This window comes from Kluyvera genomosp. 2, from assembly GCF_036759865.1.
In the GTDB taxonomy this organism is placed as follows: domain Bacteria; phylum Pseudomonadota; class Gammaproteobacteria; order Enterobacterales; family Enterobacteriaceae; genus Kluyvera; species Kluyvera ascorbata_B.
Genome location: NZ_JAPKIA010000013.1, coordinates 169,611 through 181,341 on the forward strand (window position 1 = coordinate 169,611; position 11,731 = coordinate 181,341).

Consider the following 11,731-nt stretch of genomic DNA (forward strand, 5'->3'; position numbering starts at 1 on the left):
AAAACGAACCAATTTAATCACAAGTAGCGATATAAGAGCCTTATAAAGGCAAATTGTGATTGAAATCATATTTTATTGGTTTGTTTTTATTGATGCGCTTACTTACCATTCAGCGAGACAAACAAAACAACAAACTTACCGCAGGAGCCATTATGGGGACGCAAGAGGCTATCAGCAGGATTATTCGACTGGTAGGTGGGCAGGAGAATATCAATAAAGTCTGGCACTGTATGACCCGGCTGCGCTTTGATTTAATTGATGATAATAAAGTGGCGCAGGATGAAATTAAGCAGTTGCCCGGCGTACTCGGCGCTCAGTTGCAAAGCGATCAGTTTCAGATCATTATCGGCCCGAAGGTGAACAGCTGGTATGAAGCGCTGCAGGAAGCCCTCGGCGCTAACAACCAGGCAGCCACCAGCGGGAAAAGCAAAGAACGCAAAAGCCTGGTTTCGCTGTTTATGGATACCGTCTCCGGCGTATTCGGCCCGATAGTCCCCGCCATCGCTGGCGCCGGGATGATCAAAGGTCTGCTTGCCGGGCTGATTGCGCTAAAAGTGGTGTCGACCAAAAGCGATACGGTAATGATCATCGATCTCATTGCCAGCGGCGTATTTTATTTCCTGCCGTTTTTCCTTGCCGTCTCGGCGGCGAAGATCTTTAAAACCAACGAATATCTGGCCGCCGCCGTCGCCGCCTGCTTGATGTACCCTACGCTTATCGACGCCGCGAAAGCGCTGGCTGCACATCAGGCCGATGCCGCCTCCGCGTTGTGGTTGTTTAACGCCATTCCGGTATCGGTGTTCAACTACGCCTCCAGCGTTATCCCGGTGATTTTCTCCATCCTGGCGCTGAAATACATTCACCAGGCGGTCGACAGGATCATGCCCGACGTATTGAAAACCGTCTTTACCCCCACGCTGACGCTGTTTCTCGCCGCGCTGGCCGCGCTGGTGGTAATTGGGCCTATTGGAATCTGGCTGGGTAAAATGCTGGCGTGGTTTATCGAAGGGCTGTTTGGCGTGTCGGCAAGCTTTGCCGGGCTGGTGGTGGGCGCTATTCGTCCGGTGGCGATCCTCACCGGGATGCATCATGCGATGACCCCCATCGCGCTGCAAAACTTCAGCGACCGCGGCTATGACATGCTGATGCCAATGATGTTCATGGCCAACATGGCCATTGCCGGGGCGACCTTCGCCATCTGGCGTCTGAATAAAGACAACCGCACGGTCACGCTCTCCGCTGCTATCTCCGCACTGCTGGGCATTACGGAACCGGCGCTGTTTGGCGTACTCACCCGCTACAAGAAAGCGTTTATCGCCGCTACGGTAGCAAGTTCGTTGGCTTCCGCGTTTATTGCTTTCTTCGGCGTGCGGCTGTATGGCTATATTTTGTCGAGCATTTTCAGCCTGCCCGCCTATATTGGCCCGTACTTTATCTTTGCGATTTCCGGCGTTGCCATCGCGCTAGTGCTTTCCTTCACCCTCACCACTCTTCTGGTGGGACGCGAGCAGTCCAGATAAAAAAAATCCCCCGCAGGCACCCTGCGGGGGATTTGTCATGAGTACTGGGTTACCCCAACGCCACGTTTTCCCACCCCTGAGAAATTACAGGCTTTCGGTGAAAGTACGCGCGATAACGTCGCGCTGCTGTTCCGGCGTCAGAGAGTTGAAGCGTACTGCATAGCCAGACACACGGATGGTCAGCTGCGGGTATTTTTCCGGGTGCTCAACGGCGTCCATCAGCGTTTCACGACGCAGAACGTTCACGTTCAGGTGCTGACCACCTTCTACGCGGACTTCTGGTTTTGCTTCAACCGGAATTTCACGGTATTCGATGTCGCCCAGCGCACTCACGGCAACCACGTCATCTTCTTTGAAACCGCCTTTTGCACACAGGCAGCGTGCTTCACCTTTCTCGCTGTCGAGCAGCCAGAATGAGTTCAGCAGGTCGTCGTTTGCAGCTTTAGTAATCTGGATACCTGTAATCATTTGATGCCTCCCTAGGCTCTTTATATTCGCTTCTAACCAGCCACTTTCCGGCCAATTGGTAAAACCATTGTTGCTTGAGTGTATATATACCCCTCGAACACCCTTGATTCTTTGATTTAAATCAATAAAAACCACACCACAAAAGTGGTCATAGGGGAAAATACTTGTTTTGCATCAAGTTACGCACCTCGCAACAACCAAAAATCTTTGTAAATCTTCAACTTTTTTTATCACTCTCAACGCCATTCCACTATCCGATTTTGTGATGGGGAAAGAAGCAGTTAAGCTATGGCGAGAGAAATTCGCAGGAGAGCGAGATGACAACCCCATTAACCTGGCACGACGTGCTGGCCGCTGAAAAAGAGCAGCCCTATTTTGTGAATACGCTGGCAACCGTGGCCAGCGAACGCCAGTCAGGCGTAACCATTTATCCGCCGCAGAAAGATGTGTTTAACGCTTTCCGCTATACCGAACTGCGCGATGTCAAAGTGGTGATCCTCGGGCAGGACCCTTACCACGGCCCAAACCAGGCGCACGGGCTGGCGTTTTCCGTTCAGCCAGGTATTGCCACGCCGCCGTCCTTACTGAATATGTATAAAGAGCTGGAAGGCACGATCCCCGGCTTTACCCGCCCGAACCATGGTTATCTGGAAAGCTGGGCGCGCCAGGGTGTTCTCCTGCTCAACACCGTGCTGACCGTACGCGCCGGCCAGGCACACTCGCACGCCAGCCTCGGCTGGGAAACCTTCACCGATAAAGTGATTTCATTAATTAATGAGCATCGCGAAGGCGTTGTCTTTTTACTGTGGGGATCGCACGCGCAGAAAAAAGGAGCCATTATTGACACCCAGCGTCATTGCGTGCTGAAAGCGCCACATCCCTCGCCGCTCTCCGCACACCGTGGATTCTTTGGCAGTAATCACTTTGTGAAAGCGAATCAGTGGCTGGAACAACGCGGCGAAGCGCCGATTGACTGGATGCCGGTGCTGCCAGAGTAACCGGAACCCCCTCCAAATAGTGCGCTGTAGGTGAGTACTCAAAGCATAAAAAAACCGGTGGAGTCTCCTCTACCGGTTTTTTTTCAGCTCACGCTTTTACGCTTTATGCTGACGCCACCATTCGGCCAGCAGCACGCCCGTTGCCACGGAGACGTTCAGGCCTTCGACGGCACGGGTACCGTCAATAGAGACGCTCAGATCGGCAAGCGACGCCGCGCTATCGGATACACCCTCGTGATCCTGCCCCAGCACCAGCACCATTTTCTTCGGCAGCTCGGCTTTAAACAGCGGCATACCGTTGCCGGTGCTGCTGGTGGTGACAATGCTGTAACCCGCGTCGCGGAACTGCGCCAGCGCGTCAATAAAGCTATCGCCAGTGATCGGCTGCACGTGCTCTGCGCCACCTTCAGCAGTACGGATAGCCGCGCCGGACTCCAGCAAGGCCGCGTCCTGCAACACCACGCCCTTCACGCCAAAGTGCGCACAGCTGCGGATCATCGCACCAAGGTTGTGCGGGTTGCCCACATCTTCCAACGCCAGTACGCAGTCGTCAGCGCCGCTATTAGCAACCCACTGCTGTACGGAAGTTCCGTTACGTTTTTTGATCAGGAAGCACACGCCACCATGGTGCTCGGTACCGGAAGCTTTCGCCAGTTCGGCCTCATCGACCACGTGATAGGCTTTGCGGTTTGCCGCCATCCAGCGCAGCGCTTCTTTGAAACGCGGCGTGACGCTTTGCAAGAACCACGCACGGACAATCGCGTCCGGACGGCTCTGGAACAGAGCCTGGCAGGCATTTTCGCCGTATACGCGGGTCTCTTCCGCGCGCTGACGACGCAGCACTTCCGGATCGATAAAGCTTTTACCGCTGATGCCGCCATGATCGGCTTTGGCCGGCGCGTCATCGCCCGGCGCGCGGGAAACCGTACGCCACGGAGAGCCTTCGCGATCGCGTTCTACATCGCGGTCACGGCCACGTTCGCGGCCGCGTTCACTGTTCGGCCCCTTTCGCTCATCACGAGATGGACGACGACCGCCTTCGGCTCGGGAGGTTCCGGGGCGTCCGCCGCCTTTACCAGTACGTGGATTTTGGGTGCGTTTGTCCGAGTCATCGTCACTGCGGACGTACATCACTTTGACCTTGCCGTTTTTGTTCTTCAGTTCGTCGCTCATGTTTTTCTCCACCTGCGCTGCGCGAAGCGCGCAGATTACCTGATGTGATAGCGCTTAGCTATGACTTCATACAAAAGACCACAACTATTATACCCATTGGATAAAACGCATTGTCGATTCATTCGCGCTCGACGATAATGTGTAACATTATAGAAACATCCGGCAACATTGCCGTTCTGCAACAAGACGACCCAGAGGTGAGTTATGAATACCGTTTGTGCCCACTGCCAGGCGCTTAATCGCATTCCAGAAGCGCGTATTAACGAAGCGGCAAAATGTGGACGCTGTGGTGAAGATCTGTTTGATGGCGATGTCATTAACGCTACGGACAGCACGCTGGATAAACTGCTGAAGGACGATCTTCCTGTTGTCGTGGATTTCTGGGCGCCATGGTGCGGCCCGTGTCGCAGCTTTGCGCCTATTTTTGAAGATGTCGCCGAAGAGCGCAGCGGCAAGATGCGCTTTGTGAAAGTCAACACCGAAGCCGAGCGTGAACTCAGCGCCCGCTTCCGCATTCGCAGCATTCCCACCATTATGATTTTTAAAAATGGTGAAATTGTCGATATGCTTAACGGCGCGGTGCCTAAAGCGCCGTTCGAAAGCTGGCTGAACGAGGCTCTGCAAGCCTGATTGCCGACGGGGCACATCTTGTGCCCCGTATTCACCTCTGCGACAATAGCCTTTTTGCCGTACAACTCCCATGATTGATAACGCCGTTCTTCGGTTGCGCGCCGAGCGTCTTGCCCGCGCGACTCGTCCTTTTCTTGCCCGTGGTAACCGGGTGCGTCGCTGCCAGCGCTGTCTGCTGGTACAGCGCTATTGCCTGTGCGAGACCATCACGCCACACCCGGCGAAAAGCCGTTTTTGCCTCGTGATGTTCGATACGGAACCCATGAAGCCCAGCAACACCGGTCGCCTGATAGCCGATATTTTACCGCAGACCGAGGCTTTTCAGTGGTCGCGCACCGAGCCGCCACAGGCGCTGCTCGATCTGGTCAAAAACCCTGACTATCAGCCGATGGTGGTGTTTCCTGCGTCTTACGCCGATGCGGATCGCCAGGTACTGAGCGCGCCGCCGACCGGTAAACCGCCGCTGTTTATTATGTTAGACGGTACCTGGCCGGAAGCGCGTAAGATGTTCCGTAAAAGCCCGTGGCTGGATAATTTGCCGCTGATCTCAGTCGACCTCTCCCGCGTTTCGGCCTACAGCCTGCGTGAAGTGCATGCGGAAGGGCAGTACTGCACCGCCGAGGTGGCTATCGCGCTACTCGATTTAGCCAACGATACCGGTGCTGCATCGGCGCTCAGCCAGCACTTCACCCGTTTTCGCAATCGCTATCTGGCAGGAAAATCCCAGCATCAGGGCAGCGTCACAGCAGTTGAGACGGAAAACGGTTAAACTCCTTACAACATTGTCGCGTAAGGAAGACCGGTATGAGCCAACGTGGGCTGGAAGCGCTGCTGAGACCCAAATCGATTGCAGTGATTGGCGCCTCAATGAAACCCCGGCGCGCCGGTTTTTTGATGATGCAAAACCTGCTGGCCGGTGGCTTTGCGGGGCCGGTTTTGCCCGTCACGCCCGCCTGGAAAGCGGTACTTGGCGTACTTGCCTGGCCTACCATCGACAGCCTTCCCTTCTCTCCCGATCTCGCCGTACTGTGCACTCACGCGCGGCGCAATCTTGAGCTGCTGGAGTCGTTGGGCGAAAAAGGCTGCAAGACCTGCATTATTCTCTCTTCCACTCCCGATCAGTTCGGCGCGCTGAAAGCATGTGCGGCACGTTATCAAATGCGCCTGCTGGGGCCAAACAGTCTCGGTCTGCTGGCCCCCTGGCAGGGGTTGAACGCCAGCTTCTCACCGGTACCGATTCGTAAGGGTAAACTGGCGTTTATCTCGCAGTCTGCCGCCGTCTCCAATACCATTCTTGACTGGGCGCAGCAGCGTGAAATGGGCTTTTCCTATTTTATCGCGCTGGGCGACAGCCTGGATATCGACGTCGATGACCTGCTCGATTATCTGGCGCGCGACGGTAAAACCAGCGCCATTCTGCTGTATCTGGAGCAGTTAAGCGACGCACGGCGCTTTGTGTCGGCTGCCCGCAGCGCGTCACGTAATAAGCCCATCCTGGTGATTAAAAGCGGTCGTAGCCCAGAAGCACAGCGTTTGCTGCACGTTAACTCAGGAATGGACCCCGCCTGGGATGCTGCCATTCAGCGCGCCGGCCTGCTGCGCGTGCAGGATACCCACGAACTTTTCTCCGCCGTTGAAACCCTCAGCCATATGCGCCCGCTGCGCGGCGAACGGCTGATGATTATCAGCAACGGTGCAGCCCCGGCCGCACTGGCGTTAGATGAACACTGGGCGCGCAACGGCAAACTGGCGACCCTGAGCGAGGAGACGCGCCAGCAGCTTCAGCAGTTGCTGCCAGCGGCTATCGATGCCAACAATCCATTAGATTTGCGGGATGATGCCAGTATTGAGCATTACCTGGCGGCGGTGAATGTCCTGCTCAATAGCCCAGACCTGGATGCGTTAATGGTTATCCACTCGCCGAGCGCCACGGCACCGGGCAGCGAAAGCGCCTCAGCGCTGATTAACCTCATTAAGCAGCACCCTCGCGGCAACTACATCAGCGTACTAACCAACTGGTGCGGCGAATATTCCTCTATTGAGGCTCGTCGTATGTTTAGCGATGCCGGGATCCCAACCTATCGCACGCCAGAAGGGACGATTACCGCCTTTATGCACATGGTTGAGTATCGACGCAACCAGAAGCAGCTGCGAGAAACCCCAGCGCTACCGCACAGCCTGACCGCCAACACCGCCCATGCACATACGCTGCTGCAAGAGGCTATTGATAGCGGTATTCGCGCGCTAGACACCCATGAAGTCCGCCCAATCCTCGATGCCTATGGCCTCAATACATTGCCGACATGGATCGCCGCAGACAGCGCCGAAGCGGTGCATATTGCCGAGCAGATTGGCTACCCCGTCGCGCTCAAGCTGCGCTCGCCGGATATTCCGCATAAATCTGAGGTCCAGGGGGTCATGCTGTATCTGCGCACCGCCAGCGAAGTACAACAGGCGGCCGATGCCATTCTCGATCGCGTCAAAATGGCGTGGCCGCAGGCGCGTATTCACGGTCTGCTGGTGCAAAGTATGGCCAACCGCGCCGGGGCGCAGGAGCTGCGCGTGGTGGTTGAGCACGATCCGGTGTTTGGCCCGCTGATTATGCTGGGCGAAGGCGGCGTTGAATGGCGTGCGGAAGATCAGGCCGCCGTTGCTCTGCCACCGCTGAATATGACGCTGGCACGCTATCTGGTCATTCAGGCGATTAAAAGCAAAAAGATCCGTGGGCGCAGCGCGCTACGGCCGCTAGATATCCCCGGACTGAGCCAACTGCTGGTACAGGTATCAAACCTGATAGTCGACTGCCCGGAGATTCAGCGTCTCGATATCCATCCATTGCTCGCCTCCGGTAACGAATTTACTGCACTGGACGTCACGCTGGATATTGCGCCGTTCAGCGGCCTCAGCGAAAGCCGTCTGGCGGTACGCCCTTACCCGCAGCACCTTGAAGAGTGGGTGACAATGAAAAACGGCGAACGCTGCCTGTTCCGCCCGATTCTGCCCGAAGACGAACCGCTGCTGCAGCAGTTTATTGCCCGTGTCACAAAAGAAGATCTTTACTATCGTTATTTCAGTGAGATCAACGAATTTACCCACGACGACTTAGCCAATATGACGCAGATCGACTACGATCGTGAAATGGCTTTCGTCGCGGTTCATACGGCAGACGATCGCGCTGAGATCCTCGGCGTGACGCGCGCAATTTCCGACCCCGACAATATTGATGCGGAATTTGCCGTGCTGGTGCGCTCCGATTTAAAAGGTCTGGGGCTCGGCGGGCGACTGCTGGATAAGCTGATAGGCTATACCCGCGCCCACGGTCTGCAGCGCCTGAACGGTATTACCATGCCCAACAACCGCGGGATGATAGCATTAGCGAGAAAGCTTGGTTTTAACGTTGATATTCAGCTGGAAGATGGCATTGTCGGACTGTCACTAAGGCTAAGTAATGACTAAGTTGCTGGAAATGCTGCCCTTACCCGACAGAGGTGGTATCATTGACCGCTTACGTCGTCTGCCAGGTACAGAAGACCCTTCACTAAACCAGAGAAGAAACGCACTGTGATGTTGTCAAAATTTAAGCGTAATAAACATCAACAACACCTTGCCCAACTACCCAAGCTTTCACAGTCTGTTGATGATATTGAGTTTTTTTATGCGCCAGCGGATTTTCGTGAAGCGTTGCTCGCCAAAATCGCCAGCGCCACGCGCCGAATCTGCATCGTCGCGTTGTACCTGGAACAGGACGACGCCGGAAAGACTATTCTGCAAGCTTTGTATGATGCCAAACGCCAGCGCCCGGAACTTGATGTCCGCGTATTGGTTGACTGGCATCGCGCACAGCGTGGGCGCATTGGTGCCGCAGCTTCCAATACTAATGCCGACTGGTACTGCCGTACCGCCAAAGAGAACCCGGGCGTAGACGTGCCTGTGTATGGTGTGCCGGTGAACACCCGTGAGGCTCTCGGCGTCCTGCACTTTAAAGGCTTTATCATTGATGACTGCGTGCTGTACAGCGGCGCCAGTATCAACGATGTCTATCTGCACCAGCACGATAAATATCGTTATGACCGCTATCAATGCATCCGTAACCCACAGATGGCCGATATCATGTTTAACTGGGTATCGGAAAATCTGGTTGATGGTCGCGGGGTTAACCGCCTCGATAATACCGAGCGACCGAAAAGCCCGGAAATTAAAAACGATATTCGCCAGTACCGCCAGGAGTTACGCGATACCCGCTATCATTTTACCGGCAACGCCAGCGATGATGAGCTGACGGTCACTCCGCTGGTCGGGCTGGGTAAAACCAGCGAGCTGAATAAAACCATTTTCCACCTGATGCCGTGCACCGAAGAGAAGCTGACTATCTGCACACCTTACTTCAACCTGCCGGCGCTGCTGGTGCGCAGTATTATTCGTCTACTGCGCGAGGGGAAAAAGGTGGAAATTATCGTTGGCGATAAGACGGCAAACGACTTCTATATCCCAGAGAATGAACCGTTCAAGATTATCGGCGCGCTGCCCTATCTGTACGAGATTAACCTACGTCGCTTCCTGAGCCGTCTGCAGTACTACATCAATACTGACCAACTGACGGTACGTCTATGGAAAGACGACGATAACACCTACCACCTGAAAGGAATGTGGGTTGATAACGAGTGGATTTTGCTTACCGGCAACAACCTCAACCCTCGTGCCTGGCGTCTGGACCTGGAAAATGCGGTCCTGATTCACGATCCGAAAAAGCAGCTGGCCTCAATGCGCCAGAAAGAGCTGGAGCTCATTCGCAAGCACACAACGGTGGTGAATCACTTCCGCGATCTGCAAAGCATCGCCGACTATCCGGTGAAGGTACGCAAGCTTATTCGCCGTCTGCGCCGTATTCGTATCGACAGGCTGATCAGCCGTATCCTTTAAATTGAAGCCCCGCACGCCGGGGCTTTTTTTCAGGAGCCCGCATGCTACGTTCACTTCTTGTTTGCTCAACTCTCGCCCTCAGCGGCTGTAGCCATATGGCAAATGACGCCTGGAGCGGGCAGGACAAAGCCCAGCACTTCATCGCCTCCGCCATGCTTGCCGCCGCCGGTAATGAATACGCTCAGCACCAGGGCATCAGCCACGACCGCAGCGCAGCCATTGGCTTTCTGTTTTCTGTCAGCCTTGGAGCATCAAAAGAGCTGTGGGACAGCCGCCCGGCGGGAAGCGGCTGGAGCTGGAAGGATTTTGCCTGGGACGTGGCCGGTGCCACTACCGGTTACGCGGTGTGGCAACTTGCACAGCACTGATCTACAGGCGTAACCCTTTTCCTTTACGGTGCAGCTTAAGCGATACCAGGAAGGCAATTGCCGCCATCACGGTGACGTACCAGAAGAAGGCGTTCTCTACGCCCGCTGATTTCATCGACAGCGCGACATACTCAGCTGACCCACCAAACAGCGCATTCGCTACCGCATAAGACAGCCCGACTCCCAATGCGCGGACCTGCGCCGGGAACATTTCCGCCTTCAGAATACCGCTAATCGAGGTATAGAAGCTGGTAATCAACAGCGCACACATCACCAGCCCAAAAGCCATATAGGGAGAAGTGACATTTTGCAGCGCGGAAAGAATCGGTACCGTAAACAGCGTCGCCAGCGCACCAAAGCACAGCATCGACGTACGGCGTCCAACCTTATCTGACAGCAGACCAAAGAAGGGCTGTACCAGCATATAAACAAACAGCGCAGCCGTCATTATCACGCTTGCCAGATTAGCGCTCATTCCGGCCGTGTTTACCAGGTACTTCTGCATGTAGGTTGTAAAGGTATAGAAGCTCAGCGAGCCTGCTGCGGTAAAACCTAGCACCATCAGAAACGCTTTGCGGTTACGCCACAGGCCTTTGAACGATCCCGCTTCCTTCAGCGTGCGGGTTTCTTTTTGCGAGGTTTCATCAAGCTGGCGGCGCAGCCACAGCGCAACAATAGCCAGCACCGCGCCCATCGCAAACGGTATGCGCCATCCCCAGGCGTGAAGGTCTTCGCTGCTGAGAACGTTTTGCAATATCACGACCACCAGAACGGCAAGCAGTTGGCCGCCAATAAGAGTGACGTACTGGAATGATGCGTAGAATCCCTTGCGTCCTTCGACTGCGACCTCGCTCATATAGGTCGCGCTGGTGCCGTACTCCCCGCCCACGGAGAGCCCCTGGAACAGACGAGCGAGCAGCAGTAGCGCCGGAGCCCAGGTGCCGATAGCGCTGTAGCCGGGCAGGCAGGCAATCACCAGCGAGCCAAAGCACATCATGCACACGGAGATCAGCATCGAGACTTTACGGCCACGGCGATCGGCAATTCGCCCAAACAGCCATCCTCCGATAGGACGCATCAAAAAACCCGCGGCAAAGACACCTGCGGTTTGCAGTAGCTGAGTGGTGGTGTTACCGGACGGGAAAAAGATGTGAGCAAAATAGAGCGAGCAGAATGAGTAGACATAAAAATCAAACCATTCAACAAGATTCCCTGATGATGCTCCGACGATTGCCATGACGCGACGGCGAGTATCGCTATCGGTTAGCGTCCTTTCTGGGGTTACACTGGTTACGGCCATTTGTTAACTCCTGCCAAAAGCGCCCTCCTGCCTTACCGGGCGTACACGTCACACAGGCAGGTATTTTAGTAAATGAAATGTTATATAATTGTTATATTTAATTTAGTGACGAACATCACGTTTTTTATTAGCAGGATCACGATTTAGGAATAGGTGCAGGCAATGGGGGGCGGTTAACGTGAAAAAGTTTGAGTAGGCCGGATAAGGCGAAGCCGCCATCCGGCAATATCCACAATGCCGCATCCCACAAAACGCAGACGCAAAAAAGCCCATCCGTCAGGATGGGCTTCTTCACTTAATTGATGCCTGGCAGTTCCCTACTCTCGCATGGGGAGACCCCACACTACCATCGGC

10 protein-coding genes are annotated in these 11,731 nt (G+C 54.9%); 7 read left to right on the top strand and 3 right to left on the bottom strand.

Annotated features, from left to right (window positions below):
- Positions 1–152 precede the first annotated feature (152 nt).
- Positions 153–1,520 carry a PTS transporter subunit EIIC gene (locus V6942_RS15660; RefSeq protein ID WP_106924043.1) on the top strand — a complete coding sequence of 456 codons (1,368 nt, stop codon included), beginning with the start codon at positions 153–155 and terminating at the stop codon, positions 1,518–1,520.
- A gap of 84 nt (positions 1,521–1,604) precedes the next feature.
- Here V6942_RS15660 and grcA read toward each other — a convergent pair whose 3' ends face one another.
- The gene (gene grcA / locus V6942_RS15665) at positions 1,605–1,988 is read right to left on the bottom strand and encodes an autonomous glycyl radical cofactor GrcA (protein ID WP_106924042.1); all 384 of its coding nucleotides are present in this window, start codon (positions 1,986–1,988) and stop codon (positions 1,605–1,607) included.
- A gap of 317 nt (positions 1,989–2,305) precedes the next feature.
- Here grcA and ung point away from each other — a divergent pair, with 317 nt between their 5' ends.
- Positions 2,306–2,986 (top strand): uracil-DNA glycosylase, encoded by a 681-nt coding sequence (gene ung, locus V6942_RS15670; RefSeq protein ID WP_106924041.1) that lies wholly within the window; start codon positions 2,306–2,308, stop codon positions 2,984–2,986.
- Positions 2,987–3,082: 96 nt separating this feature from the next.
- Here ung and V6942_RS15675 read toward each other — a convergent pair whose 3' ends face one another.
- A complete protein-coding gene (locus V6942_RS15675) occupies positions 3,083–4,159 on the bottom strand; it encodes a tRNA/rRNA methyltransferase (protein WP_182930171.1) in 1,077 nt (358 codons plus the stop codon).
- Between the two features lie 204 nt (positions 4,160–4,363).
- On the opposite strand from V6942_RS15675, the gene trxC reads away from it, so the two are divergent.
- From trxC to V6942_RS15700, 5 genes are all read left to right on the top strand, one after another.
- Positions 4,364–4,789 (top strand): thioredoxin TrxC, encoded by a 426-nt coding sequence (gene trxC, locus V6942_RS15680; RefSeq protein ID WP_106924039.1) that lies wholly within the window; start codon positions 4,364–4,366, stop codon positions 4,787–4,789.
- Between the two features lie 70 nt (positions 4,790–4,859).
- The gene (gene tapT, locus V6942_RS15685; protein WP_106924038.1) at positions 4,860–5,558 is read left to right on the top strand and encodes a tRNA-uridine aminocarboxypropyltransferase; all 699 of its coding nucleotides are present in this window, start codon (positions 4,860–4,862) and stop codon (positions 5,556–5,558) included.
- A gap of 35 nt (positions 5,559–5,593) precedes the next feature.
- On the top strand, positions 5,594–8,245 hold the full coding sequence (locus V6942_RS15690) for a bifunctional acetate--CoA ligase family protein/GNAT family N-acetyltransferase (RefSeq protein WP_106924037.1): 2,652 nt from the start codon (positions 5,594–5,596) through the stop codon (positions 8,243–8,245).
- A gap of 108 nt (positions 8,246–8,353) precedes the next feature.
- Positions 8,354–9,709: a CDP-diacylglycerol--serine O-phosphatidyltransferase gene (gene pssA, locus V6942_RS15695; RefSeq protein ID WP_106924036.1), complete on the top strand. Its 1,356-nt coding sequence runs from the start codon at positions 8,354–8,356 to the stop codon at positions 9,707–9,709.
- A 41-nt stretch (positions 9,710–9,750) separates the two neighbouring features.
- Positions 9,751–10,077, top strand: a complete 327-nt coding sequence (locus V6942_RS15700; protein ID WP_182930168.1) for a YfiM family lipoprotein — start codon at positions 9,751–9,753, stop codon at positions 10,075–10,077.
- Position 10,078: 1 nt separating this feature from the next.
- On the opposite strand, the gene V6942_RS15705 is transcribed toward V6942_RS15700, so the two are convergent.
- On the bottom strand, positions 10,079–11,377 hold the full coding sequence (locus tag V6942_RS15705; protein ID WP_182930167.1) for an MFS family transporter: 1,299 nt from the start codon (positions 11,375–11,377) through the stop codon (positions 10,079–10,081).
- Positions 11,378–11,731: the final 354 nt, after the last annotated feature.

Coding starts and splice junctions, on each gene's coding strand:
- V6942_RS15660 (WP_106924043.1), top strand. CDS start 153: ATGGGGACGCAAGAGGCTATCAGCAGGATTATTCGACTGGTAGGTGGG.
- grcA (WP_106924042.1), bottom strand. CDS start 1,988: ATGATTACAGGTATCCAGATTACTAAAGCTGCAAACGACGACCTGCTG.
- ung (WP_106924041.1), top strand. CDS start 2,306: ATGACAACCCCATTAACCTGGCACGACGTGCTGGCCGCTGAAAAAGAG.
- V6942_RS15675 (WP_182930171.1), bottom strand. CDS start 4,159: ATGAGCGACGAACTGAAGAACAAAAACGGCAAGGTCAAAGTGATGTAC.
- trxC (WP_106924039.1), top strand. CDS start 4,364: ATGAATACCGTTTGTGCCCACTGCCAGGCGCTTAATCGCATTCCAGAA.
- tapT (WP_106924038.1), top strand. CDS start 4,860: ATGATTGATAACGCCGTTCTTCGGTTGCGCGCCGAGCGTCTTGCCCGC.
- V6942_RS15690 (WP_106924037.1), top strand. CDS start 5,594: ATGAGCCAACGTGGGCTGGAAGCGCTGCTGAGACCCAAATCGATTGCA.
- pssA (WP_106924036.1), top strand. CDS start 8,354: ATGTTGTCAAAATTTAAGCGTAATAAACATCAACAACACCTTGCCCAA.
- V6942_RS15700 (WP_182930168.1), top strand. CDS start 9,751: ATGCTACGTTCACTTCTTGTTTGCTCAACTCTCGCCCTCAGCGGCTGT.
- V6942_RS15705 (WP_182930167.1), bottom strand. CDS start 11,377: ATGGCCGTAACCAGTGTAACCCCAGAAAGGACGCTAACCGATAGCGAT.